Annotated in this window: 26 protein-coding genes; 12 read left to right on the forward strand and 14 right to left on the reverse strand. The window is 73.2% G+C overall.

All coding sequences use genetic code 11. The features are described 5' to 3' along the window. The first annotated feature begins 24 nt into the window (after positions 1–24). Both ACIG0D_RS14070 and ACIG0D_RS14075 read left to right on the forward strand, forming a co-directional pair. Complete coding sequence (locus ACIG0D_RS14070; protein WP_399799827.1) at positions 25–1,140, forward strand: magnesium and cobalt transport protein CorA; 1,116 nt, start codon at positions 25–27, stop codon at positions 1,138–1,140. 37 nt (positions 1,141–1,177) lie between these two features. After that, positions 1,178–1,690: a hypothetical protein gene (locus ACIG0D_RS14075; protein WP_399799830.1), complete on the forward strand. Its 513-nt coding sequence runs from the start codon at positions 1,178–1,180 to the stop codon at positions 1,688–1,690. 97 nt (positions 1,691–1,787) lie between these two features. On the opposite strand, the gene ACIG0D_RS14080 is transcribed toward ACIG0D_RS14075, so the two are convergent. Continuing rightward, positions 1,788–2,540, reverse strand: coding sequence for a hypothetical protein (locus ACIG0D_RS14080; RefSeq protein ID WP_399799832.1), 753 nt, complete (start codon positions 2,538–2,540; stop codon positions 1,788–1,790). A gap of 271 nt (positions 2,541–2,811) precedes the next feature. On the opposite strand from ACIG0D_RS14080, the gene ACIG0D_RS14085 reads away from it, so the two are divergent. The 3 genes from ACIG0D_RS14085 to ACIG0D_RS14095 are packed head-to-tail and all read left to right on the forward strand — an operon-like array spanning position 2,812 to position 5,857. Further along, positions 2,812–4,095 (forward strand): magnesium transporter MgtE N-terminal domain-containing protein, encoded by a 1,284-nt coding sequence (locus tag ACIG0D_RS14085; protein WP_399799835.1) that lies wholly within the window; start codon positions 2,812–2,814, stop codon positions 4,093–4,095. Continuing rightward, complete coding sequence (locus ACIG0D_RS14090; protein ID WP_399799838.1) at positions 4,085–4,681, forward strand: DUF1003 domain-containing protein; 597 nt, start codon at positions 4,085–4,087, stop codon at positions 4,679–4,681. Before ACIG0D_RS14085 ends, ACIG0D_RS14090 begins: the two co-directional genes overlap by 11 nt. 42 nt (positions 4,682–4,723) lie before the next feature. Further along, positions 4,724–5,857 (forward strand): Mrp/NBP35 family ATP-binding protein, encoded by a 1,134-nt coding sequence (locus tag ACIG0D_RS14095; RefSeq protein ID WP_399799840.1) that lies wholly within the window; start codon positions 4,724–4,726, stop codon positions 5,855–5,857. Between the two features lie 115 nt (positions 5,858–5,972). Here ACIG0D_RS14095 and ACIG0D_RS14100 read toward each other — a convergent pair whose 3' ends face one another. The 5 genes from ACIG0D_RS14100 to sigE form a co-directional block, all read right to left on the reverse strand. Continuing rightward, entirely contained in the window at positions 5,973–6,632 is a 660-nt protein-coding gene (locus tag ACIG0D_RS14100) for a hypothetical protein (RefSeq protein ID WP_399799843.1), read from the reverse strand. Positions 6,633–6,887: 255 nt separating this feature from the next. Beyond that, positions 6,888–7,331, reverse strand: coding sequence for a sec-independent translocase (locus ACIG0D_RS14105; RefSeq protein ID WP_399799846.1), 444 nt, complete (start codon positions 7,329–7,331; stop codon positions 6,888–6,890). A 135-nt stretch (positions 7,332–7,466) separates the two neighbouring features. Continuing rightward, entirely contained in the window at positions 7,467–9,170 is a 1,704-nt protein-coding gene (locus ACIG0D_RS14110; RefSeq protein ID WP_399800288.1) for a S1C family serine protease, read from the reverse strand. A gap of 931 nt (positions 9,171–10,101) precedes the next feature. Then, positions 10,102–11,052 (reverse strand): anti-sigma factor family protein, encoded by a 951-nt coding sequence (locus ACIG0D_RS14115; RefSeq protein WP_399799848.1) that lies wholly within the window; start codon positions 11,050–11,052, stop codon positions 10,102–10,104. Continuing rightward, positions 11,049–11,759 (reverse strand): RNA polymerase sigma factor SigE, encoded by a 711-nt coding sequence (gene sigE / locus ACIG0D_RS14120; protein ID WP_365758160.1) that lies wholly within the window; start codon positions 11,757–11,759, stop codon positions 11,049–11,051. The genes ACIG0D_RS14115 and sigE overlap by 4 nt, the downstream gene beginning before the upstream one ends. A 235-nt stretch (positions 11,760–11,994) precedes the next feature. Between sigE and ACIG0D_RS14125 the strand changes: the two genes are divergently transcribed. Beyond that, a complete protein-coding gene (locus ACIG0D_RS14125; protein ID WP_399800291.1) occupies positions 11,995–12,711 on the forward strand; it encodes an O-methyltransferase in 717 nt (238 codons plus the stop codon). A 92-nt stretch (positions 12,712–12,803) separates the two neighbouring features. Here ACIG0D_RS14125 and ACIG0D_RS14130 read toward each other — a convergent pair whose 3' ends face one another. Beyond that, positions 12,804–12,971 (reverse strand): DUF3117 domain-containing protein, encoded by a 168-nt coding sequence (locus tag ACIG0D_RS14130; protein WP_003966491.1) that lies wholly within the window; start codon positions 12,969–12,971, stop codon positions 12,804–12,806. 370 nt (positions 12,972–13,341) lie between these two features. Here ACIG0D_RS14130 and ACIG0D_RS14135 point away from each other — a divergent pair, with 370 nt between their 5' ends. Then, positions 13,342–14,145, forward strand: coding sequence for an enoyl-CoA hydratase/isomerase family protein (locus ACIG0D_RS14135; protein ID WP_399799850.1), 804 nt, complete (start codon positions 13,342–13,344; stop codon positions 14,143–14,145). A 10-nt stretch (positions 14,146–14,155) separates the two neighbouring features. Here ACIG0D_RS14135 and ACIG0D_RS14140 read toward each other — a convergent pair whose 3' ends face one another. Both ACIG0D_RS14140 and ACIG0D_RS14145 read right to left on the reverse strand, forming a co-directional pair. After that, entirely contained in the window at positions 14,156–14,743 is a 588-nt protein-coding gene (locus ACIG0D_RS14140; protein WP_399799852.1) for a DNA-3-methyladenine glycosylase I, read from the reverse strand. Continuing rightward, complete coding sequence (locus ACIG0D_RS14145) at positions 14,740–15,129, reverse strand: DivIVA domain-containing protein (protein ID WP_399799854.1); 390 nt, start codon at positions 15,127–15,129, stop codon at positions 14,740–14,742. Before ACIG0D_RS14145 ends, ACIG0D_RS14140 begins: the two co-directional genes overlap by 4 nt. A gap of 170 nt (positions 15,130–15,299) precedes the next feature. Between ACIG0D_RS14145 and folP the strand changes: the two genes are divergently transcribed. After that, complete coding sequence (gene folP, locus ACIG0D_RS14150) at positions 15,300–16,160, forward strand: dihydropteroate synthase (protein ID WP_399799857.1); 861 nt, start codon at positions 15,300–15,302, stop codon at positions 16,158–16,160. A gap of 24 nt (positions 16,161–16,184) precedes the next feature. Here folP and ACIG0D_RS14155 read toward each other — a convergent pair whose 3' ends face one another. Together ACIG0D_RS14155 and dapE are read right to left on the reverse strand one after the other, a co-directional pair. Beyond that, the gene (locus tag ACIG0D_RS14155; RefSeq protein ID WP_399799859.1) at positions 16,185–16,943 is read right to left on the reverse strand and encodes a TIGR00730 family Rossman fold protein; all 759 of its coding nucleotides are present in this window, start codon (positions 16,941–16,943) and stop codon (positions 16,185–16,187) included. Between the two features lie 143 nt (positions 16,944–17,086). Continuing rightward, complete coding sequence (gene dapE, locus ACIG0D_RS14160; protein ID WP_399799861.1) at positions 17,087–18,166, reverse strand: succinyl-diaminopimelate desuccinylase; 1,080 nt, start codon at positions 18,164–18,166, stop codon at positions 17,087–17,089. Positions 18,167–18,290: 124 nt separating this feature from the next. Here dapE and ACIG0D_RS14165 point away from each other — a divergent pair, with 124 nt between their 5' ends. Then, the gene (locus ACIG0D_RS14165) at positions 18,291–19,289 is read left to right on the forward strand and encodes a heavy metal transporter (RefSeq protein ID WP_399799864.1); all 999 of its coding nucleotides are present in this window, start codon (positions 18,291–18,293) and stop codon (positions 19,287–19,289) included. A gap of 280 nt (positions 19,290–19,569) precedes the next feature. Further along, the gene (locus tag ACIG0D_RS14170) at positions 19,570–20,007 is read left to right on the forward strand and encodes an ATP-binding protein (RefSeq protein WP_399799866.1); all 438 of its coding nucleotides are present in this window, start codon (positions 19,570–19,572) and stop codon (positions 20,005–20,007) included. Positions 20,008–20,090: 83 nt separating this feature from the next. Here the strand turns inward: ACIG0D_RS14170 and ACIG0D_RS14175 are convergent, their stop codons facing one another. Together ACIG0D_RS14175 and fdxA are read right to left on the reverse strand one after the other, a co-directional pair. Then, positions 20,091–21,188, reverse strand: coding sequence for a bifunctional succinyldiaminopimelate transaminase/glutamate-prephenate aminotransferase (locus ACIG0D_RS14175; RefSeq protein ID WP_399799868.1), 1,098 nt, complete (start codon positions 21,186–21,188; stop codon positions 20,091–20,093). A gap of 118 nt (positions 21,189–21,306) precedes the next feature. Next, positions 21,307–21,627 (reverse strand): ferredoxin, encoded by a 321-nt coding sequence (gene fdxA, locus ACIG0D_RS14180; RefSeq protein ID WP_043503874.1) that lies wholly within the window; start codon positions 21,625–21,627, stop codon positions 21,307–21,309. Between the two features lie 140 nt (positions 21,628–21,767). Here fdxA and ACIG0D_RS14185 point away from each other — a divergent pair, with 140 nt between their 5' ends. Further along, positions 21,768–22,805 (forward strand): GNAT family N-acetyltransferase, encoded by a 1,038-nt coding sequence (locus ACIG0D_RS14185; RefSeq protein ID WP_399799870.1) that lies wholly within the window; start codon positions 21,768–21,770, stop codon positions 22,803–22,805. Positions 22,806–22,820: 15 nt separating this feature from the next. Continuing rightward, positions 22,821–23,672 carry a transglutaminase-like domain-containing protein gene (locus tag ACIG0D_RS14190; protein ID WP_365766342.1) on the forward strand — a complete coding sequence of 284 codons (852 nt, stop codon included), beginning with the start codon at positions 22,821–22,823 and terminating at the stop codon, positions 23,670–23,672. Positions 23,673–23,800: 128 nt separating this feature from the next. On the opposite strand, the gene ACIG0D_RS14195 is transcribed toward ACIG0D_RS14190, so the two are convergent. Beyond that, the gene (locus ACIG0D_RS14195; RefSeq protein ID WP_399799877.1) at positions 23,801–26,026 is read right to left on the reverse strand and encodes a hypothetical protein; all 2,226 of its coding nucleotides are present in this window, start codon (positions 26,024–26,026) and stop codon (positions 23,801–23,803) included. Positions 26,027–26,172 lie beyond the last annotated feature (146 nt).

The following is a 26,172-nucleotide window of genomic DNA, read 5'->3' on the forward strand; positions in this document are numbered from 1 at the left end:
TGCCCGTTGCGAAGGAGCCTGCCCATGTCGATGATTCGCGACCTGCGCGCCGCAGTCCGCCCGTCCCGCCCCGCTCTGCGCAAGGACACCGGCGGCTACGACACCACTCGCGACCCCGCGACCTCCTCGGCCGTCGTCGACTGCGCCGTCTACCGCGACGGAGCCCGCGTGGCCAGCTCCCGGCCGCTGACGCCGCAGGAGGCGATGCGCCAGGTGCGCCGCGACGGAGGGTTCGTCTGGATCGGGCTGCACGAGCCGACCGAGGCCGAATTCGCCGGTATCGCCAGCGTGTTCGGGCTGCACCCGCTGGCCGTGGAGGACGCCGTCCAGGCCCACCAGCGGCCCAAGCTGGAGCGCTACGACGACTCGCTCTTCACCGTCTTCAAGACCATCCACTACGTCGAGCACGACGAGCTGACCGCCAACAGCCAGGTCGTCGAGACCGGCGAGGTGATGTGCTTCACCGGCCAGGACTTCTTCATCACCGTCCGGCACGGCGGCCAGGGCTCGTTGCGCGGGCTGCGGCACCGGCTCCAGGACGAACCGGAGCTGCTGGCCAAGGGCCCCTCGGCGGTGCTGCACGCCATCGCGGACCATGTCGTCGACGGGTACATCGCGGTCGCCGACGCGGTGCAGGACGACATCGACGAGGTGGAGACCGAGGTGTTCTCGCCGGGGCGCAAGGGCACCCCGCGCGGCACCGACGCCGGGCAGATCTACCAGCTCAAGCGTGAGGTGCTGGAGTTCAAGCGGGCGGTGTCGCCGCTGGTGCGGCCGATGCAGCTGCTGAGCGAGCGGCCGATGCGGCTGATCGACCCGGACATCCAGAAGTACTTCCGGGACGTCGCCGACCACCTGGCCCGGGTGCAGGAGCAGGTCATGGGCTTCGACGAGCTGCTGAACTCCATCCTCCAGGCCAACCTCGCCCAGGCGTCCGTCGCGCAGAACGAGGACATGCGGAAGATCACCTCGTGGGCGGCGATCATCGCCGTACCGACGATGGTGTGCGGCGTGTACGGGATGAACTTCGACTACATGCCGGAGCTGCGGTGGAGGTTCGGCTACCCGATGGTGCTCGGGATCACCGCCATGATCTGTTTCGGGATCCACCGCACGCTGAAGCGCAACGGCTGGCTCTGACCCGGGCCGGGCGCGAGGGCCTGGATAGGCTGGGCCCATGACAACCGAGCTGCTCGACCGGGCCCTCGTCGAGGAGGCCACGAAGAAGTCCGGGCTCATCTGGGTGAACGGCCCCGGGGTCCCCGCCCGTGCGCTGTGGCACGCCTGGCACGAGGGTGCGGCGTGCGTGGTCGGCGACGGGCCGGGCGAGCAGCCGCTGCCGGGGCTCACCGACGGGGCCACCGCCGAGGTGACGGTGCGCAGCAAGGACAAGGGCGGCCGGGTGGTGGCCTGGACGGCGACGGTCGTGGAGCTGGCGCCGGAGTCCGAGGCGTGGGAGGCCGCGGTCGCCGAGCTGAAGGGCAAGCGGCTCAACGCGCCCGACGGCGAGGCGATGCCCGAGCGCTGGCGCCGCGAGTGCAGGGTGCTCCGCCTGGAGCCGACGGGTGTCACGCTGCCGCTGCCCGAGGGCTCCCTCGCACAGGCGCCGCTGCCCAGCCCGGCGACGACCCGGCGTCCGATCCCGGCGGCGCTGCCGCGGCTGCTGATGAAGCGACGCAAGCGCAAGTAGCCCGCCCTGGGGCGGACCGTCCCGGCATCGCCGGACTGCGCGGCGGTGCGATCGCGGATCGCCGCCCAGTGGGCGGGGATGACAGGCGCGCCCCTCCTTACGACGTCGGCAGCTGCCGGCCGTAGTCCACCGTCTCGTTCTTGTCCGGCTCGGTCAGCGGGAAGTCCTTGCCCCAGGCGGAAAAGGTCAGGGTGCCCGCGTCGCCGCCGCGGACCAGGCGCAGGGGGTAGGGCTTGCCCTCGAGGGAGACGTCGAGGGTGCCGCCGGAGCCCTGGTCGCCGGTGATGCGGATGGTGCGCACGCCGGCCTGCCGGTGGCGGCCGTCGGTCTTCAGGGTGCCGTGCAGGGTGAGCAGGCTGTCGAGGAGGACGTCCTTGTCGGTGAAGCCGCTGAAGCGCCGGTAGGAGGGGTCGCCCTCGGGCACCTTGACGTACTTGCCGTTCAGCTTGGCCGCGGCGGCGGCGTCGCCGTTGCCGCCGTTGCCGCCCTCCGGGTTCCAGAACGCGCTGTCCGCCTTCAGATAGAGCTGGTCCCCGATCCGCAGCAGCTCGAAGGACGCCCCGCCGGCGGTGACGGACCCGGTGCCGCCGTCACCCTTGAGCCGCATGTCCAGCTTGTACGTGCGCCCGCTGGTCACGACCGTCCCGGAGAGCCGTACCGCGCCGGCGGACTCCGCGGCGGCCAGGGTCTTGGCCTGGATCTTCTCGGGGGGCAGCTTGCCCACTCCGTTGGTGCCCGCGTCCGGGTCCTCGCTGCTGCATCCCGTCAGCCCCGCCCCGGTCACCACCAGCGCGCACAGCGCGCTCGCCAGCGTGGCCCGACGGATACGGCCCTGGGGAATCGCGGTCACAGGTGGGGCTGCCTTTCTCACGGGGGTCCGGTCGGCGTACCGCAGAGTACCGGGGTGCGGAGGGTCGAACGGAGCCAGTCCGTCCGGACCGCTCACCAGGGCGTATCCGATCCGGACGGGCTAGCCTGAAGCCCACCCGAACGGGCAATCCGGATAACACGCGCGGTACACCGAAACAGCACGGAAGCGGCACAGCGGTCGTACGGAAGCGGCCAGGCTGCCGTACGGAAGCGGGACCGAGCGGCGTCATGGAAGCGGAGGTGCGAACAACATGGCAGCGGGCGCTCCCCGGATCTTCGTCTCGCACCTCGCCGGCATCGCCGTCTTCGACCCCAACGGCGACCAGGTGGGGCGGGTGCGCGATCTGGTCGTCATGCTGCGGGTCGCCCGCCGGCCGCCACGGCTGCTCGGCCTGGTCGTCGAACTGGCCACCCGGCGGCGGATCTTCCTGCCCATGACCCGGGTCACCGGCATCGAGTCCGGCCAGGTCATCACCACCGGCGTGCTGAACGTCCGCCGCTTCGAGCAGCGCCCGACCGAGCGGCTGGTCTTCGGCGAGCTGCTGGACCGGCGGGTCACCCTGGTCGAGACCGGCGAGGAGGTCACCGTCCTCGACCTGTCGGTGCAGCAGCTCCCGGCCCGCCGCGACTGGGAGATCGACCGGGTGTTCGTACGCAAGGGGAGGAAGGGCGGCGCCTTCCGCCGCGCCAAGGGCGAGACGCTGACCGTCGAGTGGTCGGCGGTCACCGGGTTCTCCCTGGAGGAGCACGGGCAGGGCGCCGAGAACCTGCTCGCCACCTTCGAGCAGCTGCGCGCCGCCGACCTGGCGAACGTGCTGCACCACCTCTCCCCCAAGCGCCGCGCCGAGGTCGCCGCCGCCCTCGACGACGACCGGCTCGCCGACGTCCTGGAGGAGCTGCCGGAGGACGACCAGATCGAGATCCTCGGCAAGCTCCAGGGCGAGCGCGCCGCCGACGTCCTGGAGGCCATGGACCCGGACGACGCGGCCGACCTGCTCGCCGAGCTGCCGAAGGAGGAGCAGGAGCGGCTGCTGGGCCTGATGCAGCCCGACGACGCGGCCGACATGCGCCGCCTGATGTCGTACGAGGAGCACACCGCCGGCGGTCTCATGACCACCGAGCCGATCGTGCTGCGCCCGGACGCCACCGTCGCCGACGCGCTCGCCCGGGTCCGCAACCCCGACCTCTCCCCCGCGCTCGCCGCGCAGGTCTACGTCTGCCGCCCGCCCGACGAGACCCCCACCGGCAAGTACCTGGGCACGGTCCACTTCCAGCGGCTGCTGCGCGACCCGCCGTACACCCTGGTCAGCTCGCTCGTCGACGACGACCTCCAGCCGCTCGCCCCGGACGCCGCGCTGCCGCTGGTCGCCGGGTTCTTCGCGACGTACGACATGGTCGCCGCGCCCGTCGTCGACGAGTCCGGGTCGCTGCTGGGCGCGGTCACCGTGGACGACGTACTGGACCACATGCTGCCGGAGGACTGGCGGGAGACCGAGTTCCACCTGGACGAGGGGACGGCCGCCCATGGCACCTGAGCGGGACAGCGCGCGCGAGCGGACGCCGGCCGGGGCGACGGCGACCGGCCGCCCCCGCGCCCGCCTCGACCAGCCGGCCCCGCCGCGGCGCCGCTATCTGCCCGAGTACGACCCGGAGGCCTTCGGGCGGCTGTCGGAGCGGATCGCCCGGTTCATCGGCACCGGGCGGTTCCTGGTCTGGATGACGGTGACGATCATCTGCTGGGTCGCCTGGAACACCCTCATGCCGCGGTCCGTGCGGTTCGACGAGTATCCGTTCATCTTCCTGACCCTGGCGCTGTCGCTCCAGGCCTCCTACGCGGCCCCGCTGATCCTGCTCGCGCAGAACCGGCAGGACGACCGCGACCGGGTCAACCTCGAACAGGACCGCAAGCAGAACGAGCGGTCCATCGCGGACACCGAGTACCTGACCCGGGAGATCGCCGCGCTGCGCACGGGCCTGGGCGAGGTCGCCACCCGCGACTGGATCCGCTCCGAGCTGCACGACCTCGTCAGGGAGCTGGAGCAGCGGCGGGACGGCCACCGGTCGGAGGCGGTCGTATTCCCGGCGGAACGGTCGCACGGACGTGACGTAGACGACCGCTGACAGCCTTTCCGAGGGGTGGCTACCGGGCCGTACCATCGTCCTATGGCTACGGAAGACGCGGTGCGCGAAGCACTGGCGACGGTGAACGACCCCGAGATCAACCGCCCCATCACCGAACTCGGGATGGTCAAGTCGGTGGACATCGGGGCGGACGGAGCGGTCGCCGTCACCGTGTACCTGACGGTCTCGGGCTGCCCCATGCGCGACACGATCACCCAGCGGGTGACCGAGGCGGTCTCCCGCGTCGAGGGCGTCACCCGCGTCGACGTCACGCTGGACGTGATGAGCGACGAGCAGCGCAAGGAGCTGGCGGCGGCGCTGCGCGGCGGCCAGACCGAGCGCGAGGTCCCGTTCGCCAAGCCCGGCAACCTCACCCGCGTCTACGCGGTCGCCTCCGGCAAGGGCGGCGTCGGCAAGTCGTCCGTGACGGTCAACCTGGCCGCCGCGATGGCCGCCGACGGCCTGAAGGTGGGCGTGGTCGACGCCGACATCTACGGCCACTCGGTGCCCCGCATGCTGGGCGCGGACGGCCGTCCCACCCAGGTCGAGAACATGATCATGCCGCCGTCGGCGAACGGCGTGAAGGTCATCTCCATCGGCATGTTCACCCCGGGCAACGCGCCGGTCGTCTGGCGCGGCCCGATGCTGCACCGCGCGCTCCAGCAGTTCCTGGCGGACGTCTACTGGGGCGACCTCGACGTCCTCCTCCTCGACCTGCCGCCCGGCACCGGCGACATCGCGATCTCCATCGCCCAGCTGATCCCGAACGCGGAGATCCTGGTCGTGACGACCCCGCAGCAGGCCGCAGCCGAGGTGGCCGAGCGGGCCGGCTCGATCGCCGTGCAGACCCACCAGAAGATCGTCGGTGTGGTCGAGAACATGTCCGGCCTGCCCTGCCCGCACTGCGGCGAGATGGTCGACGTCTTCGGCACGGGCGGCGGCCAGAAGGTCGCCGACGGCCTGACCCGTACGACGGGCACGAACGTCCCCGTCCTCGGCTCCATCCCGATCGACGTCCGCCTGCGCGAGGGCGGCGACGAGGGCAAGCCGGTCGTCCTGACCGACCCGGAGTCCCCGGCGGGCGCGGCCCTGCGCGCCATCGCGGGGAAGCTGGGCGGACGGCAGCGGGGTCTGTCGGGGCTGTCCCTGGGGATCACCCCGAAGAACAAGTTCTGAGCAGTCTCCAGCGGGTCCATGTGACTCCGGCTGGTCCCACGTGACGCGAAGGGGCGCCGTCCGCCGACGGCGCCCCTTTTTCCGTGCGCGGCTCTGCTCGTCAGGCCGCGTGGCTCTACTCGTACGCGGCGATGTCCTTGATCGCGGCGAAGCCGAGCCCGTACGCGCTCATGCCCCGGCCGTACGCCCCGACGTGCACCCCCTGCTGGGTCGACCCGGCCAGGACCCAGCCGTACTCGGACTCGCGGTAGTGGAACGGCGTCGGCACCCCGTCCACGGGAAGGCTCAGCGTCGACCACTCGGGCCCGTCGAGGTCGTCGGCGAGCTCCCACGCGGTCTCGGTCTGCTGCTCCAGCCAGTCGTCGCGCAGGCTGTGGTCCATCTGTCCGGGCCAGGTGAAGGACAGCAGCCCCACCCCGGCCAGCCAGGCCGCCGAGGAGACCGTGGTGGCCTCCAGCAGGCCCGTGCCGTCGGCGCTCCTGCGGGAGGGGTTCGCCGCGACGGTCACGACGACCGCGAAGCGCTCCCGGACCTCCGCCGCCACGTCCCCCCTTAGCGAGGGCTCGTCGCCGTGTCCGATCGAACCGTGCTCCACGGCTCCGTCGGCCGCCGTACCGACCTGCATCAGCCAACGCGGCCCCGTGAAGGCCTCGTCGAGGCCGTACCACGGGAAGGACGCTCGCAGGTAGCCGTCGACGGCCCGCCGGGCGGCGGGGACCTGTTGTCCACCCTCCGCGGTCGGCGCCTGCGCGACTGACCGACTCGTCGTCTCCATGTACCCGGACGCCTCCTCGCTCTCGTCGGACCGGTCGCCCGCCCCCCTTCGGGCGGCGTTGCTAATTTGCGTACGGTCCGCACAACAACTCGGCAGCATATCCACACCGCTCGGGGCAGCCGGGAATGCGCCCGGCGCGTGGGTCGCCCGAGAGCGGGTTCGAGCCGTGGCAGGGCGCGCGACGCGGTGCGCGCGGGACTCGAGGAACTCGGCGGACTCGGCGGACTCGGTGGCCTCCGCGGTGCTCGGCGAGGCTCAGGTGGCGTCGGCGTCGAACGGCGGGCGGGTGTCCGCGGGCTCGGGCTTCTTGGTCATGTCGACGCGGGAGCCGGAGGACGAAGACGTCGAGGACGCCGAGGCCGGCGAGGAGTCCGTGTCGCGGCCGTGGACCGCGTCCGTGACCTCGGCCATCTCCTTCTTCAGGTCGAAGGTGTTGCGGATCTCCTTGAGCCCCAGGTCGTCGTTGTCCAGCTGCTTGCGGATGAACGTCTTGGGGTTGAGGTCCTCGAACTCGAAGTCCTTGAACTCCGGCCCGAGTTCCTGCCGGATGTCCTGCTTGGCGCTCTCCGAGAACTCACGGATCTTCCGGATCGTGCGCATCACGTCCTGGATGACCTTCGGGAGCTTGTCCGGACCGAACACGAGCACGGCGAGGACGATGAGCGTCACCAGCTCGAGCGGTCCTATGTCATTGAACACCTGAAGCTCCTTGCGATGTCCTCCCGTGGTCCCGGGCCGCATCCACGGTACCCGTCGATCGTGTCCGACCGGTACCGTCCCGTGACCTCCGAGTGTGTGTATGTGAGCGGTTTCTCGGTTTCCGTCCTCGGGTGATCAGTCCTCCGACGAGCCGAGGACCAGGGAGATCGTCCGCTCGTCGCCGTCGCGTACGACGGTCAGTTCCAGGCGGTCTCCGGGGCGGTGGGCGCGGGTCTTGACGATCAGTTCCTCGCCGGAGTGCACGCGCTGACCGTCGACTTCCGTGATGACGTCGCCGGGTTCGATGCCGGCCCGGTCGCCGGGGCCGCCCGGGGTGACCGCGGAGCCGCCGTCACTGCCCTTGGCGCCGACGCGGGCGCCGTCCCCGGTGTAGCTCATGTCGAGGGTGACGCCGATCACGGGGTGGGTGGCCTTGCCGGTGTTGATCAGTTCCTCGGCGACCCGCTTGCCCTGGTTGATGGGTATGGCGAAGCCGAGGCCGATGGAGCCGGACTGGCCGCCGTCCAGGTCGCCGCTGCCGGCGGAGCGGATCGCGGAGTTGATGCCGATGACCCGGGCCCGCGCGTCGAGCAGGGGGCCGCCGGAGTTGCCGGGGTTGATGGGCGCGTCGGTCTGGAGGGCGTCGACGTAGCTCACGTCGCTGCCGTCGCCCTTCTCGCCGCCGGCCGTGATGGGCCGCTCCTTGGCGGAGATGATGCCGGAGGTGACGGTGCCGGCCAGGTCGAAGGGCGCGCCGATGGCCACGACCGGGTCGCCGACCTGGACGTTGTCGGAGTTGCCGAGCGGCAGCGGCTTCATTCCGCTGACGCCGCGGACGCGGACGACGGCGAGGTCGTAGCCGCTGTCCCGGCCGACGACCTCGGCTTCGGCGGTGTCCCCGCTGTTGAAGGTGACCGTTATCTCGCCGTCGGCGCCGGCGGGCTCGACGACGTGGTTGTTGGTGAGGATGTGACCGCGCGTGTCGAGCACGAAGCCGGTGCCGGTGCCCGCCTCGTCGCCGCCGGAGACATGCAGGGTGACCACGCTGGGCAGCGCACGGGCCGCGATCCCGGCGACGCTGTCCGCGGCCCGCTCCGTGTTCTCCTTACCGGCCTGCGGCAGTTCCACCTGCCCGACACCGCCGTTGCGCTCCAGATAGGCCCCCACGAGGCCACCGACACCGCCGGAGACCAGGGCGAGCAGTACCGCGGCGCCGATCAGCGCCTTCCTGGCCCGTCTGCGCCGCTGGCGCTCCGTGGGCACCGCGGCACCGGTCTGCTGAAGCGGGCCGACGGCGGCAGGTGCGGCCGTCGCGGATGCGGCTGCCGCGGCCCAGGGGTCATAGCGCTGCCACGGGTCGGCGGGGGGCGTTGAGGCGGGGCCGCCGGGCGCGGGCGCGGAGGCGCTGGGGGCGCCCGCCATGGGCGCGGCACCGGGTTCGTGCGCTGGGACGGCACCGTGCGCGGGGGTGGTGTCGGGCGCGAGGGCTGCTTGCGGCGTTGCGGAGCGGGGCGCGGCCGGGGCGGAGGGGGGTGGGGCGAGGTGGGTCGCCGGAGGAGGGGCTGCCGCTGGGGCGGACGGGTTCACCGGGGCGGGGGCGGCGGCCATCGGCACCGCCGGGTGCGCCGGGGGGTGGTGGGGTGCGGGGGTGACCAGGGCGTGCGGCGGTGGCACGGGTATCGCCGTGCCCTGAGCGGGCGTCGCCGCCGGGTGCTGTACGGGCGGGGCGGGCGCCCAGGGGCCCGGTTCGCCGTAGGGCGGGGTGCTGTAGGGGTCGGGGTCGTGGAGGGGCTTGGGCGCGTGGGTGGGGGGCGTGGCGGGCAGGACAGCGGCCTCCACGACCGCCGGGGGCTCCGCAACCGCCGGGGGCTCCAGGCCCGACCCGGGCTCCACAGCCGCCGGGGGCTCCACAGCCGCCACGGACTCCAGGCTCGACCCGGGCTCTACGACCGCCGCGGGCTCCACAACCGCCGCGGGCCCCAGACCCGACCCGGACTCCACGACCGCCGCGGGCTCCACAACCGCCGCGGGCCCCAGGCCCGACCCGGGCTCCACGATCGCCGCCGGCTCCAGGCCCCACCCGGTCGCCTCGGCGGGGGCCGCTTCCACGGCCGTGGGCGCATCGGCTTGCCGGGCGGAGCCTGAGCCGGTGGTGGCCGGGCCGGTGGCAGCCAGGGCGGTGGTGGCCGCGGCCTCCGCCTCGGCGGATCCGGTCGCACCCCGGCCCGCGGCGATGGCGGCCCCGGTGGCGCCGTCATACGTCCCGGAGGCCGCCTCCGCGGCGACGCGGGCCGCGTCGGCCCGGTCCTCCGGCTGCTCCGGGCGTCTCAGCTCGAAGTCTCCGTCATCGTCACCATTCCCGTCCCCGGCCCCGTCGGAGGAAGCCACGCCGTCCTCCGGCCGGTCACCGCTCGGCTCGCTCGCCTCCGCGGTGGGAGAGCCGCCACCGGGCGCCCCCACGGAAGCGCCCGGAGCCGTGGGCGTGGGCCGCCTCAGCTCGAAGTCGCCGTCGGGCTCGGCGTCGCGGGCGGGGGCGTCGACGGTCTCCGTCGTGCCCGTTGGCGGCGTCGCCTCGTCCGGTCGGCCCGAAGGGCTCTGCGTGGGCTTCCCCTCGTTCATGCTCTCCCCACAGCCGGCCGCGGCTCGGCTCGTCGATGGTGGCCGCGGTTGGTCGCTTCCGCGTCCCCGTGTGCGGGGGGCGCGGTCCTCCCCGGGATTCAACCAGGTTCGCGGGCCGGTCCGCAGAGGCCGGTCGGCGAACGGAGATCGGTCAGCGAGCGGTGCGGGTACTGCCCGGGTCGGGTGTGGGGGAAGCCGCGAGCAGGCCGGGCACGGTGAACTCGGGCGCCATGGACCAGCCCGTCAGGCTGACCGGTGGGGTCGGGCTGAACGGACGTATCAGGGGGGACATGGCCGACACACCGGCCACCGCTGGCGTGGTGAGGGGATGCGCGGACCCATGGGACGTGACGCCGGGCAGCAGCGGGGCCGACACCCCGGTCGTGGCGGCAGGTGTCTCGCCCAGCGCGCGCCCGCCCTGGCTCTGCGCCAGCAGGGGGCCCACCGCGCGCCGCCGCTGGCTGTCCGGCGTGGTGGCGGTGCCCGCACCCGGCGTGCGCATCGGCGTCACGTTGCTGCCGGAGCCGCCGCGCGCCTCCGGGTCACCGGGCGCGCCGGTGGTGACGCCGCCCAGCGCGATCGCGGCCAGCGACACCGCCCCGGCGGCCACGAACGCGAACCGCCGCCCGCGCGAGGCACGCTCGCCGTCGGACCGGCCGACGTCGTGAATACGGAAGCCGCGCTGCGCGGCCGGGAGCACGGAGCCGTGCGCGCGGGCCGGGAGGTAGTCCAGCTCGAAGCGCTCACCGCCCCGCCGCAGCCCGAAGACGCCCCCGGCGCCGGGGCGCCCGGGCAGGTCACCGGTCAGTCCGCCCCTGCCGAACGGCGGGTCACCGCCGTCCAGGTCGCTTCCCCCCGGCAGCCCCTGGAGCCGGGCCAGGAAGCTCTCGGAGGGCGGCGGCGGGGCCGCTTCCGCGAAGACGTTCTTCAGTCGGCGCTGGGCGTCCACCTCCGCCTTGCACTTCGGGCAGGTCGCCACATGCGCCAGCACGCGCTCGCGCGCGTCATGACCGAGCTCACCGTCGACCAGGGCGGCGAGTCGGTCTCCCAGATGCTGCTCTGCGAGGTGTCCCTCGGCAGGTTCCGGCCGTGATCCACTCACGCGGACGCGCCCCCTCCCCCCAGCGCGGGGACACGGGCGAGGAAGGAGCGGCGCTCGGCGCGCGCCTCCGGAGAGCGGTGCGCGAGGGCCTTGCGGAGCTGGGAGCGGCCGCGGTGGATCCGGGAGCGGACGGTGCCGAGCTTCACGCCGAGGGTCGCGGCGATCTCCTCGTACGACAGTCCCTCGATGTCGCACAGGACGACCGCGGCGCGGAACTCGGGCGCCAGGGTGTCGAGGGCCTGTTGGACGTCGGCGTCGAAGTGCGCGTCGTTGAGGACCTGCTGCGGGGACGGCTCACGGCTGGGCAGGCGCTCCGCCGCGTCCTCGCCGAGGGCGTCGAAGCGGATGCGCTGCTTGCGCCGCACCATGTCCAGGAACAGGTTGGTGGTGATGCGGTGCAGCCAGCCCTCGAACGTGCCGGGGGTGTACGTCGACAGGGAGCGGAAGACGCGGACGAAGACCTCCTGGGTGAGGTCCTCGGCGTCGTGCTGGTTGCCCGTGAGGCGGTACGCCAGGCGGTAGACGCGTCCGCTGTGCGTGCTGACGATCTCCTCCCAGGTGGGCGGAGTCCACGCCTGCCCGTCCGCGTCGGTGGAGAAGGTCGCGGTCTGGGCAGGGCCGACGGCGTGGCCGGCTGCGTGGCTGTGGTCAGCGGTGTCGTTCACGGATTTCGGCCTGCCTGCCGACCCGAGGAAGCGCCGGAGCACTCCTCCCCGGTCCACAGGCGCAGCCGCACCTCCCCTGTCGGCTCTGGTGGTGTCCAGTGGAGCCCCTACCATAGCCACCTCGTCCGTTAGCTCCGGATAAGCGGTTTTACGAGAATTTGATCTGGGCTGCCACGGCTCATACGGCTGCGTCAGCACTTGCTCGCCGCACCGCTCCTCTTCGTGATCCAACTGTGTCCCCCGCTCTCGTCTCCCACCCCTCTAAACGCCCGGTCCCATCTGCGGGTTCCCGGCGCCAACGGATACAGTCACGCCGAGGCAACCGTGGGGACAGGAGAGGGTCATTACCGGCAACCGGCAGACGAGCTGGGCGTTCGCCGACGCCTATGTCGCCGAGGACGAAGCGCTGCGCTGGGCCCGCGACCGGGCCCGTGAGGCGGGGCTGCGCCCGGTGTCGCCCGGCGCGGGCGCCGCGCTGCGGTTGCTGGCCGCCTCCGTGGACGCGAAGGCGATCGCGGAGATCGGCACCGGGACCGGCGTGTCGGGCATCCATCTGCTGCACGGCATGCGCCCCGACGGCGTGCTGACCACCGTGGACCCCGAGCCGGAACACCAGCAGTTCGCCCGGCAGGCGTTCCGGGCGTCCGGGTTCGCGAGCAACCGGGCCCGGTTCATCCCGGGCCGGGCGCTGGAGGTGCTGCCCCGGCTCGCGGACTCCGGCTACGACCTCGTCTTCTGCGACGGCGACCGGCTGGAGGTGCTGGACTACCTCGCTGAATCGTTGCGCCTGCTGCGGCCGGGCGGGCTGGTGGTCTTCGAGGGCGTCTTCGCGCACGGCCGCACGGTGGACTCCGGGCCCCAGCCCACGGAGGTCGTACGGCTGCGCGAGCTGCTGCGCACCGTGCGCGAGAGCCAGGAGCTGGTGCCGTCCCTGCTGCCGGTGGGCGACGGTCTGCTGTGCGCGGTCAAGCGACCGGACACCGCGCGCCCGTAGAGCCGCGGACGCGCGGACCGGGGGGAACGCAGCCGCCCCGGCACCGTGTGCGGTACCGGGGCGGCCGAAAGGGTATGGTCGCTTGCGCGCGTTCAGCCCACGACCTTCTTGAGGGCGTCGCCGAGCGCGTCGGCCTCGTCCGGGGTCAGCTCGACGACGAGCCGACCGCCGCCTTCGAGCGGAACGCGCATGACGATGCCCCGCCCCTCCTTGGTCACCTCGAGCGGGCCGTCACCCGTTCGCGGCTTCATGGCCGCCATGCTCGTTCCCCTTCCTGAAACCAGCTCATCGTCAAAGCCGACGGCCCACTGGGGGGCACGCGCGCTCCGTGAGCGGGACACGCGACACCGGCATCGAACACATTGCTTCCAAGCCATTATCCCGCATCTCACGACCCGATGACCAACATCGGTCGGCATCGCTTGGGCAACGCGCCCGAGCAAAACCACTCAATTCGGCGATGTGACTGCGATACTGCGCGGCCGCAGGTCGCCCCGCCGAGCGGAAACCGGTCCGCATTCTTTGACGCAGGTCACACGACGTTGTCAGTGATCTCCGCCATGCTGTCCTTCGTACCCGGGGCGGCACACAGGGCCCCGTACACAGGACCCGTACCGGAGGGGAAAAGCCATGGCCGACACCGTGCTCTACGAGGTGACCGACGGACTCGCGACGATCACGCTGAACCGCCCCGAGGCGATGAACGCGCTGAACATCGCGACCAAGGTCGCCCTCCGGGAGGCGGTGCAGTCCGCGGCGGCCGACGACGCCGTCCGGGCGGTACTGCTGACCGCCGCCGGGGACCGGGCGTTCTGCGTGGGCCAGGACCTCAAGGAGCACATCGGGCTGCTGGCCGCCGACCGGGAGGCGGGCGAGGGGCAGACCATGAGCACCGTGCGGGAGCACTACAACCCGATCGCGCGGGCGCTGGTCGGGATGCCCAAGCCCGTGGTCGCGGGCGTGAACGGCGTGGCGGCCGGGGCCGGGTTCGGGTTCGCGCTGGCCGCGGACTACCGGGTGGTGGCGGACACCGCCGCCTTCAACACCTCCTTCGCCGGGGTCGCGCTCAGCGCGGACTCCGGCATCTCCTGGACCCTGCCGCGGATCGTCGGCCCGGGCCGCGCCGCCGACCTGCTGCTCTTCCCGCGCAGCGTCAAGGCACAGGAGGCGTACGAGCTGGGCATCGCCAACCGGGTGGTGCCGGCGACGGAGCTGCGCGCCGCGGCGGAGAAGGTCGCCCGCGAGCTGGCCGAGGGGCCGACGGTGGCGTACGCGGCGCTGAAGGAGTCCATGGCGTACGCGCTCACCCACACCTTCGAGGAGTCCCTGGAGAAGGAGGACGAGCTCCAGGGACGGGCGGGGTCCTCCGAGGACCACGCGATCGCGGTGCGGGCGTTCGTGAACAAGGAGAAGCCGAAGTACCTGGGCCGCTAGCGGGGACCGGTCAGGCCGCGCGGCGTGCGGTGCAGTCGGCGAGGTGGTCGTCGACCAGGCCGCACGCCTGCATCAGCGCGTACGCCGTCGTGGGGCCGACGAAGCGCAGGCCCCGCTTCTTCAGCGCCTTGGACAGGGCCGTCGACTCCGGCGTGATCGCGGGGACGTCGGCGAGGGTCTTGGGGACCGGGCGGCCGGCCGGGTCCGGGGCGTGGGACCAGATCAGCTCGTCCAGCTCGCCGGGGGACCACTCGGCCAGCACCCGCGCGTTGGCGAGCGTGGCGTCGATCTTGGCGCGGTTGCGGATGATGCCGGGGTCGGCGAGGAGGCGGGCCCGGTCCTCGTCGGTGAAGGCGGCGACCGAGGCGATCTCGAAGTCCGCGAAGGCGGCGCGGAAGCCGGGGCGGCGGCGCAGGATGGTGATCCAGGACAGCCCGGACTGGAAGGCCTCCAGGCAGAGGCGTTCGAAGAGCGCGTCGTCGCCGTGGACCGGGCGGCCCCATTCCTCGTCGTGGTACGTGAGGTAGTCCGGCGCGGACAGCGCCCAGGGGCAGCGAAACGCGCCGTCCGGGCCCTTCAGGGGGGTGCCGTCGGTCACCGCTCGCCGTCCTGTCCGGGCTGGTCGGCCCGGTCGGGCTTCTCCATGGAGATCCGGTCGTCCCGGTCACCGGCGCTCCCGGCGGCCCGGGCGCCGGTCAGGGCGGTCTCCAGGTCGGCGATCCGGGCGTCGCGCTCGGCGAGTTCGGCGGCGAGGCGGTTCAGGGCGTCGTCGACGTCGCTCATGCGGTAGCCGCGGGCGGCGAGGGGGAAGCGGAGGGCGTCGACGTCCGCGCGGCCGACCGGGCGGTCCGGCGGCAGCGGGTCGTACAGCCGTTCGGGCGCTGCCTCCGGCAGCGGTGCCTGGTCGCCGCCGCCCACCACGGCGAGCGTCACCGCGGCGACCACGACGGCGAGCGCGACGACCAGGAACAAGAACATCACCATCGCTGGGGCCCCCACGGTCGGGTAAGTCGAGTCGGATGAATCGAGTCGGACGTGTCAGGGTCCGATCGTGCCATGCGAGTCTGACAGTTAAGGTCGCAGGCGGCCGAAAGGCCACTGGTCGCGGTACCCGCGACGCACGGCGCACGACGCACGAGGAGAGGTCACAGGGGATGCTCAGGCTGGGCAGGCGTGAATTCGACCCGCACGAGCCGGTGATCATGGCGATCGTGAACCGGACCCCGGACTCCTTCTACGACCAGGGGGCGACGTTCCGCGACGAGCCCGCCCTCGCGCGCGTGGAGCAGGCGGTGGCCGAGGGCGCCGCGATCATCGACATCGGCGGGGTCAAGGCCGGCCCGGGCGAAGAGGTGACGGCCGAGGAGGAGGCGCGGCGGACCGTCGGGTTCGTCGCCGAGGTGCGGCGGCGCTTCCCGGACGTCGTGATCAGCGTGGACACCTGGCGGGCGGAGGTCGGCGAGGCCGTCTGCGAGGCGGGCGCGGATCTGCTGAACGACGCGTGGGGCGGGGTGGACCCGCGGCTCGCGCAGGTCGCGGCCCGCTACGGGGTGGGTCTGGTGTGCACCCACGCGGGCGGGGCGGAGCCGCGGACGCGCCCGCACCGGGTGACGTACGACGACGTCATGGCCGACATCCTGCGCGTGACGCTCGGGCTCGCCGAGCGGGCCGTGGCGCTCGGGGTGCCGCGTGAGTCGGTGCTGATCGACCCGGGGCACGACTTCGGCAAGAACACCCGGCACAGCCTGGAGGCGACGCGGCGGCTCGGCGAGATGGTGGAGACCGGGTGGCCGGTGCTGGTGTCGCTGTCCAACAAGGACTTCGTCGGGGAGACGCTGGACCGCCCGGTCAAGGAGCGGGTGATCGGCACGCTGGCGACGACCGCGGTGTCCGCGTGGCTGGGCGCGCAGGTGTACCGCGTCCACGAAGTCGCCGAGACGCGTCAGGTGCTGGACATGGTGGCGTCGATCGCCGGGCACCGCCCGCCGGCGGTGGCCCGCCGCGGCCTGGCGTGACGCCAGGCCGGACGGGGTGGGACGCTAGCGGCCCGCCTCCTTCGACACGAGGGCGACCGCCTCGTCGACGTCGTCGGTGAGGTGGAAGAGGGTGAGGTCCTTCATGGCGGCCTTGCCCTGGGCGATCAGGGTGTTCTTGAGCCAGTCGACCAGCCCGCCCCAGTACTCGGTGCCGAACAGCACGATGGGGAACTGGGTGACCTTCTGGGTCTGGACGAGGGTCAGCGCCTCGAAGAGTTCGTCGAGGGTGCCGAGCCCGCCGGGCAGGACCACGAACCCCTGCGCGTACTTCACGAACATCATCTTCCGCACGAAGAAGTAGCGGAAGTTCAGGCCGATGTCGACGTACGGGTTCAGCCCCTGCTCGAACGGCAGCTCGATGCCGAGGCCGACCGAGATCCCGCCCGCCTCGCAGGCGCCCTTGTTGGCGGCCTCCATCGCGCCGGGCCCGCCGCCGGTGATGACGGCGAACCCCGCCTCGACCAGCCCGCGGCCGAGCCGCACCCCCACCTCGTACTCCGGCGAGTCCACCGGGGTGCGCGCCGATCCGAACACGCTGATGGCCGGCGGCAGTTCGGCGAGGGTGCCGAAGCCCTCGATGAACTCCGACTGGATGCGCAGGACCCGCCACGGGTCGGTGTGCACCCAGTCGGAGGGAGCGCGCTCGTCCAGCAGCCGCTGGTCCGTGGTGCTCGTCTGCACCTGATCCCGCCTCCGGAGGACCGGTCCCAGGCGCTTCTCCTCCGGCGGCTGCTTGCTGCCCTCAGGGTTGCCGGTAGCCATGTGCGCTCCCTCCGGTTGCCACGTCTTTCGGTCTTCAGCGTAGATCTACGCGGGTTACGGAGGGGGGACGCGCGCGTGTCCGCCGTCGAGCGCCCTGGGGCACACACCGCCGGGCGCCCGGGGCACACCACCGGGGTGCGCGCTCAGGCGGTCAGCCAGGCGCGCAGCCGCTCCTCCGCCGCGAGGATCTTCCTCGTCTCTACCCGCTCGTCCCGCTTGTGTGCCAAGTGCGGGTTCCCGGGGCCGTAGTTGACCGCGGGGACGCCGAGCGCGGAGAAGCGGGAGACGTCCGTCCAGCCGTACTTCGGCATCGGGGTGCCGCCGACCGCCTCGATGAAGGCCGCGGCGGCCGGGTGGGACAGGCCGGGCAGTGCGCCGGGGCTGTGGTCGTCGACCACGAACTCCGTCACCCCGCAGTCCGCGAACACCTCGCGGACGTGGGCGATCGCCTCCTCGGGCGTGCGGTCGGGCGCGTAGCGGAAGTTCACGGTCACCACGCACTCGTCGGGGATCACGTTCCCCGCGACGCCGCCCGAGATGAAGACCGCGTTCAGGCCCTCGCGGTACTCCAGCCCGTCGATCACCGGCCATCGCGGCTCGTACGCGGCCAGGCGCTCCAGGATCGGCGCCGCCGCGTGGATCGCGTTGGAGCCCATCCAGCCGCGCGCCGAGTGGGCCCGCTCGCCGGTCGTCTTCAGCAGCATCCGCAGGGTGCCCTGGCAGCCGCCCTCGACCTGGCCGTCGGACGGCTCCAGCAGCACCGCGAAGTCGCCCTCCAGCCACTCGGGGTGGGCCTCGGAGACATGCTTGAGTCCGTTGAGGTCGGCCGCGACCTCCTCGTTGTCGTAGAAGACGAACGTCAGGTCGCGGTTGGGGGCGGGGACGGTGGCCGCGATCCGCAGCTGGACGGCCACGCCCGACTTCATGTCGCAGGTGCCGCAGCCCCACAGCACGCCGTCCTCGTCCAGCCGGGACGGCACGTTCTCGGCGATCGGGACGGTGTCGATGTGCCCGGCGAGGATCACCCGCTCCGCCCGGCCCAGGTCGGTGCGCGCCACGACGTTGTTGCCGAAGCGGTCGACCGTGAGGTGCGGCAGGGCGCGCAGCGCGGTCTCGATGGCGTCCGCGAGCGGCTTCTCGCCGCCGCTCACCGAGGGGAAGTCGACGAGCTGCGCGGTCAGCCGCGCGGCGTCCAGCGTGAGATCAAGCGGGATATCGGCCATGCCCCCGACCCTAGCGCCCGCACCGCGCCCACCGGCCGGGCCGAGGCTCCCGCGGGGACGTGACCTGCGAAGCAATGGCCCCACCCGGCGCCGGGTGTCCGACGGGCTCCAGTACCTTGTACGCGTGCCAGAGCCGTCCCCTTCTCCCAAGCGTCGCGGCCGTCTCCTGCGTTGCGGGGCGGCCTTCGTGGTCCTGCTCGCGGTCGCGGGGTATCTCGCGGTGCAGTACATCACCGGCGGGGCAGGCGGTCCGGGCTGCAAGGTCGTCTCCGGCAAGGGCGACGGGGCGACCTACGAGTTCTCGCCCGAGCAGGCGGTGAACGCGGCGACGATCACGGCCGTGGGCACCGCGCGCGGACTGCCCGAGCGGGCGGTGACCATCGCGCTGGCCACGGCGCTCCAGGAGTCCGCCCTGCGCAACATCGACCACGGCGACCGCGACTCGCTCGGCCTGTTCCAGCAGCGGCCCTCGCAGGGCTGGGGCACCGAGCGGCAGATCATGGACCCGATCTACTCGGCGGGCATGTTCTACGACCATCTGGTCGAGGTGCCCGGCTACACCCGGCTGCCGCTCACCGTGGCCGCCCAGCGGGTGCAGCGCAGCGGCTTCCCCCAGGCGTACGCCAAGCACGAGCCGGACGCGACGCTGCTCGCCGCCGCCCTGACCGGTCGCGCCGAGGCCACCCTGACCTGCGCGGGGCGCCCGGACGCCACCCGGGTCACCGGCCCGGACGCGGTGCGCTCGGCGCTGGTGCGGGACTTCGGGCAGGACGCGATGCAGGAGACCGGCGCCGAGGTGAGCGGCGCGGCGACCCCGCGGCCGACCGTGACCGCCGAGACCAGCGGGCGGACCGTGACCGTGCCGGTCACCGAGGAGGGCTCCGGGGACGGGCGGGCCACGCGGGAGCGCGGCTGGCAGCTGGCGCACTGGGCGGTGGCCAACGCCTCCCGGCTGCACATCGAGCGGGTCTCGTACGCGGGCCGGGAGTGGGTGGCCGGCACCACCGACAGCCGGTGGCGAGCGGCGGACGAGGCGCCGGACGGCGGCTCGGCGGACGGTTCCGCGGGCGACGGGAAGAACGGCGCGGGCGCCGACGCGGTGCGGATCGTCACTGCGCAGTAGTACGGACGCTCACCCGCACGGGTTAATACCGGCGATGCGGGCACGACGGTGTGCGCAGGTTTTCGCCCGGTCACCCCGACAACCCGGAGATCCCTTGGGAGCAAAGGGCTGTAAGGATTCCGCAGACTTTCGGACCGACAGCCCTTTGCCCCTTTTTATCCACAGCCGATAATGCGACGCATTGCCAACTCTTTACGTTTGCCGTGCGCAACCTCGGCGGGGGGTCGAGCGGTAGTAACGGCGCACGTCCTTTCACGTTCCATCCCGTCAAAGGAGCAACATGTCCTTCCCCCTGACCCGCCGGATCGCCCGTGCCGCGCTGCTCACCGCAGCGGGAGCGGCCTCCGTGGTCGGTGCGACCGGCTCCGCCAACGCCGCTCCCGACCTGTCGGCCGCGCAGAACCTCGGCGGGCTGTCCGCCGTGGACGCCGCGAGCGCCGGCACCACCGTCGACGGCGCCACCACGAAGGTCACCGACCTCACGGGCGAGACCGGCGGCAAGGCGGTCAAGCAGTCCGGCAAGACCACCGGCAAGGCTGCCAAGAAGGCGACGCCGGCCGCGCAGAAGGCCGCCGGGGACGTGGCCGGTTCCGCCGGGGACATCGTCGGCGACACCACCAAGACCGCCACCAAGGGCGGGCTGCCCACCGACTCGCTCACCAAGGGCGGCGGGCTGCCGACGCAGCAGCTGCCGACCAAGGGCCTCCCGCTCGGCTGACGCACCGCCGGTACGGCGCGATGGGGTCCGGGGAGACACTCCCCGGACCCCTTCGTCGTCTCCCGCGACAGGCGAGCCCGCGGCTAGCGCGCCAGCCGCTCCACCGCCGCCCGCACCCGCTCGTCCGTGGCGGTCAGGGCCACGCGCACGAAGCGGTCGCCCGCCGGGCCGTAGAAGTCGCCCGGCGCGACGAGGATGCCCAGCTCGGCGAGGTGCGCCACGGTGTCCCAGCAGGACTCGTCGCGGGTGGCCCACAGGTAGAGGCTGGCCTCGCTGTGCTCGATGCGGAAGCCGTGGCCGAGCAGCGCCTCGCGCAGGGCGGTGCGGCGGGCGGCGTAGCGCTCGCGCTGCACGCGCACGTGCTCGTCGTCGCCGAGGGCCGCCACGACGGCGGCCTGGGTCGGCGCGGAGGTCATCATGCCGCCGTGCTTGCGGATCTCCAGCAGCGGGCCCAGGACGGCCGGGTCGCCGGCGATGAAGGCCGCGCGGTAGCCCGCCAGGTTCGAGCGCTTGGAGAGGGAGTGGACGGCGACGATGCCGTCGTACGAGCCGCCGTTGACGTCCGGGTGCAGCACCGAGACCGGGTCGGCCTCCCAGCCCAGCTCGAGGTAGCACTCGTCGGAGAAGAGCAGCACGCCGTGCTCGCGGGCCCAGGCGACGATCCTGGTCAGCTCCTGCTTCGACAGCACCTTGCCGGTCGGGTTGGACGGGGAGTTCAGCCACAGCAGCCTCAGACCCGACGGGTCCAGCTCGGTCGGGTCGTCGTACACCTCGTACTCGGCGCGCGCGAGGCGGGCGCCGACCTCGTACGTCGGGTAGGCCAGGCGCGGGTAGGCGACCCGGTCGCCGGGGCCGAGGCCGAGCTGGGTGGGGAGCCAGGCGACGAGTTCCTTGGAGCCGACGACCGGCAGCACATGGTGGTGGGTGACCCCGCGGGCGCCCAGGCGCCGCTCCAGCCAGCCGGTGATCGCGTCCCGCAGCTCCGTCGTGCCCCACACCGTCGGATAGCCCGGCGAGTCGGCCGCGGCGACCAGCGCCTTCTGGATCAGCTCGGGCACCGGGTCGACCGGCGTGCCCACCGACAGGTCGACGATGCCGTCGGGGTGCGCGGCGGCCGTTTTCTTGTAGGGCGCGAGCTTGTCCCAGGGAAAGGTGGGAAGACGGTCGGAGACTGCGGACACGGTTTCGCTCACTCTCTTCGATACGGCAAACGCCTCGGTCCCGTGCGGTGATCAGGGGCGATCAGACCGTACGGGACCGAGGCGGCGCGAATGACGGGCCGCTGACGCGGGCCGGGTGTTACTCGCCCTGCGGCGGCAGACCGGCGACGAACGGGTGGTCGCGCTCGATCAGGCCGAGCTTGCTGGCACCGCCGGGCGAGCCCAGCTCGTCGAAGAACTCGACGTTCGCCTTGTAGTAGTCCTTCCACTCCTCCGGCACGTCGTCCTCGTAGAAGATCGCCTCGACCGGGCAGACCGGCTCACAGGCACCGCAGTCGACGCATTCGTCCGGGTGGATGTACAAGGACCGCTGGCCCTCGTAGATGCAGTCGACCGGGCACTCCTCGATGCACGCCTTGTCCTTGACGTCGACACAAGGCTGCGCGATGACGTAGGTCACGCTGTCGTTCCTCCTCGATAGGGCGCTGGCGGGCCTCCTCAGGCTCCGCCGCCTGGCGCGCGGGAGCGCGGCGTCGTCGATGCCCGCACCTAGTATCTCCGTTCTTGGGCATGATCCGAACAGGAGGGGTGAACCGACCTGTGGAAATCTCTGCGGCAGGGCGCCTTGAGGTCCGTATCACCGCTGCTGACGTGGGCAAACGCGTCTCCGTACGGCGCTTGAGCAACACTAGTGCCAGTGCGGTAACGGGTGAGAAATTCACCGACACGGTCGGTGTTCTCACATCGTGGAACGAGGGTGTGCTGGTGATCACACGGCGGGACGGCGAACTCGTCCGTATCCCGGAATCCTCACTGGTGGCGGGCAAGGTCGTGCCCGCGGCACCGGCCCGCCGCCGGGGCCCCGCCGCCTCCTTCCCGGAGCTGGCGCGAGTCGCCGCCCGGGCGTGGCGTCCGGTGGAGAGCGAGCGGCTGGGCGAGTGGGAGCTGCGGGCCGCCGGCGGGTTCACCCGGCGCGCCAACTCGGTCCTGGCGCTGGGCGACCCGGGGATGGCGCTCGACGACGCCCTGACCGTCGTGCGGCGCTGGTACGGCGCGCGCGGCCTGCCCTCCTACGTCCAGGCCGCCACCGGGGCCGAGGGGACCCAGGAGGCGCTGTGCGCCGCGCTGGCGGAGCGAGGGTGGGTGCGCGAGGTGACCGCCGAGCTGTGGATCGGCTCCCTCGCTCCGCTCGCCGACCGGGAGGCGCCTGCCGGGGTGGTGCTGTCCCGGGAGGCCGACGAGGCGTGGCTGGCCCGCTATCAGCGCAAGGGGCTGAGCGAGGTCGCGCTGCGAGTGCTGCACGGAGGTCCGTCCGTGTGGTTCGCGACCGTGCCGGGTGGGACGGCGGGGGCGCCGCCCGCCGCGATCGGGCGGCTGGTGGTCGACGGGCGGTGGGCCGGGTTCGCCGCCGTGGAGGTCGATCCGGCGCTGCGGCGGCGCGGGCTGGCCACCGCCGTGATGGCCGCGCTCGCCGGGCGGGCCCTGGAGGAGGGGGCGTCCGCCGGCTGGCTGCAGGTCGAGACGGACAACGCGGGCGCGCGGGCGCTGTACGGCGAGCTGGGCTTCGCCGCGCACCACGCGTACCACCACTACCGGGAGCCGGAGGCGCGGGGCGCGTCCGGAGCCGGGCGGGGCTGAGGGGTGCCTGCCGTGCTGCGTCCTCCGTTCCCGCCGCCGCCCGAGCGCGCCGCCGAGCTGCGGCTGCGGTTCGCCGACGAGGCGCGGGCCGAGCGGCCCGATCTGTCGCTGCTGTGCCTGCTGGTGGCCGCCGCCGGGGACGCCGCGCTGGACGAGCCGGGGATCGACGGCGCGCAGATGGAGCTGGACCGGCTGGCCGGGATGCTGCCGTACCGGCCCGGCGGGCCGCGCGACTGGGCGGAGGCGACGCGGGAGCTGCTGGGCGAGCGGCTGGGCTTCCGGGGCACGCCCGGGGACTACCGGCGGCTGGAGTCGTCGCTGCTGCACGAGGTGCTGCGGCGGCGCCGGGGGCTGCCGATCCTGCTGTCCGTGGTGTGGATGGAGGTCGCGCGGCGGGCGGGGGCGCCGGTGTACGGGGTGGCGCTGCCGGGGCACTTCGTCGTGGGGTTCGGGGCGGCCGGGGAGCGGGTGCTGGCCGATCCGTTCGACGGGGGGCGGGTGCTGAGCGGGATGGACGCCGAGCTGCTGGTGGTCGGCGCCACTGGGGCGCCGCTCGATCCTTCGCTGCTGTCGCCCGCGCCGACCGGGGAGGTCGTGCTGCGGATCCTGAACAACATCCGGGCGTGGGCCGCCGCGCGGCCGGAGCGGTCGGATGTGTCGCTGTGGGCGGTGGACCTGTCGCTCCTGCTGCCGTCGCATCCGGCGCGGTTGCGGTACGAGCGGGCCCGGCTGCTGGTGCAGCGGGGGGAGTTCGCGGCGGGGGCGGAGGAGCTGGAGGCGTACGCGGACGTCGTCTCCGCGGTGGACGCCGCCGCTGGGGAGCGGGTGCTGGGGGAGGCTCGGGCGGCTCGGGCGTTGTTGAATTAGCCCGTCGCCGTGGGGGGTGCTGTTCGATCGCGGGTGCGGATTGTTCGTGGCTGGTCGCGCAGTTCCTCGCGCCCCTTAAGAGGTTGGGGGCACCCGGCGTCTCGCAGGGTGCCCCTCATTTTGAGTCTTTAGTTCGGGTTGGTTTCGATCACTGCCGTTCTGTTCGTCTTGCTCGTCAGGGCCGTGCGCAGGGCGCCGTAGACGTCCTCGGGGGTCACCGGGGTCTTCTCGCCGGTGGCCCGGGTGATGAGGACGCCGTCGAAGGTGCTGCCGTAGAGCTGCTTGAGGGCGGTCAGGTCGGGGCTGTCGACCAGCTTGCCGTCGACGGCCTTGACGCGGAGGAACCTCCAGAGGGAGTTCTCCGGGCTGAACTTGATCGAGTGCGCCGCGTCCGTGCGGACCGTGACGAAGCCGGACATCGCGGGCTGCGCGAACTCCTTCATCATCCGGTCGACCTCGGCGTTCGAGACCGTCGGCTGCCGGGTGGTGGTCGGCAGGGCGACCGCCTCGGCGTCGCCGGTCTCGACCTGGGTGCGGTAGGCCGCGGCGACCGCGTCGGTGGCGCCGTCGACGTCGACACCCTTGCCGGGCTTGCCGTAGACGGGTACGGCCTTGCCGGAGACGAACTTGATGGTGCCGTCGCTCGCGCTGCCCGCGCCGCCCGCCGCCTTCTCCAGCGCGGCGTGCAGCTTCTCCTCGTCGACCGGCATGACGGGCTCGACGACCCGCTGCTCGCCGAAGAGGGAGCCGATCACGGAGACCGGGTTGTAGTCGCTGGTCGCGGCCTCGCGGACGGTGGCCTGGGCGTCGAGGGACAGGCCCGCCTGGTCCGGCCGGAGGGTGACCGTGTCACCGTCGACGGTGAGCTTGACCGGGTCGTCGACGCGGTCGCCCAGGGCCTCGTCGAGCTTCTTGACGGCGTCGTCGCGGGTGCCGCCGCCGATGTCCACGCCGAGCACGGTGGTGCCCTTGGGCACGTCGGAGTGGTTCATCAGCAGCCCGGCGCCGTAGGCGACACCGGCGAGGGCGATCACGCCGCCGCCGAGCAGCACCAGCTTGTTGCGGCCCTTCTTCTTGCGGGGCGCGGCGGCCGGGGCGCTCTGCTGGGCGGGGGCGGGCGCCGCGGGGGTCGCGGCGGGGCCGGCCGGCGGGAAGCCGGCGGCGCGGTCGGGGCCCGGGACGACCGGGATGCCGCTGGTCACCGTGTGCCCGGAGACGTTGTCGTGCGGCGGGGTGCGGAAGTCGGCGCCGGGCGGGGGCTCGGGGACCTGCTTCTGCGGCGTGAGGATGGCGGTGTCGTCGCTGAGGCCGCCGCCGGGGCCGGGGGCGCCGCCGCCCGCGGGCGCGGTGCCGGGACCGGCGGGGACACCGGGGGCTCCCGGTGCGCCGGGCGGGACCATGGGGCCGTCGCCGGTGACCGGGCCGCCGGTGGGGCCGGACGGAGCGGAGGGGCCGCCGGTGGGGCCGGAGGGGCCGCCGCCGTAGCCGTTCGCGCCGGAGGGGTCCGCGTAACCGGCCGGCGCACTCTGCCTGTTCGGCCCGTTCTGCCCGTTCTGCCCGCCGGGCTGGGACGAGGGCCGCGGGCCGGTCTGCTCGTTCTCCGGGAAGTACGCCAGGTCCTCGCGGCGCGGTCCGGTGGAACGGCCGCCGTTGCCCAGCGGACCCGCGGCGAGTGCCTCGGTGACATCGAAGGAGCCGGTGCCGCCGCCGTGGCCGGGCGCGACCGGACCACCGGTGGCGCCGGGCAGCCCGGAGCCGTTGGTGGAGCCGGACCGGCCGGTGCCGGGCACGTTCACGGAGCCGACGACGCCGCCGGGGCGGCCGGCTCCGGCCGCCGGGCGCGCGCCGCCGGACGGGGCCGCGCCGGACCCGCGGGACCCCGCGCCGGACGCGGGCGCCGCGGCGCCCGAACCGCCGGACGTGCCGGGCGCGTTGCCGGAGCCGCCGGTCTGACCGCCCTTGGGGGCCGCCGACTTGCGGGGAGCGAACCAGTCGCTCGTCTTCTCCTCGGCCTGCGCGGCGGGCTCGGCGGGGGCGGGAGGCTCGACGGTCCCCGTGGTCGTGGCGGCGCCCGGCGCCTGGGCCTCGGCCTCGGGGCCGTCGGCGGACTCGGCGTCCCCGACGGGCTTGCGTACGACGACCGGCGGGATGGGCCGTGATCCGGGGATGTTGATCCGGATACGCGTCGTCAGCGTGGTCTCGGTCTTGCGTTCCTCCGGCCGCGCGGCCGAACGCCCCGCTTGCGTACCGCCGTCGGAAGCCATGGGGGTACCGTACGGCGGCGTGCCCGAGGGGTAAGCGGCTCCGCCGCGCCCGTGGGGCCCGGAGGACGGACTGTCAGTTTCACGACTCAAGGCAGGTTCTCCCGGTTGGCTCCGCCGCCCGCGGTACGACCTCACTCTGTTCGGGCGGCTCGGCGGCGCGCACAACCATACTGTCCGCTTCCGGCGCTTATCCCATGACCGCTGGGGAAACCCACACGGGACTCGCACGTGCGCTT

It is taken from the genome of Streptomyces sp. NPDC052773 (assembly GCF_044547145.1).
In the GTDB taxonomy this organism is placed as follows: domain Bacteria; phylum Actinomycetota; class Actinomycetes; order Streptomycetales; family Streptomycetaceae; genus Streptomyces.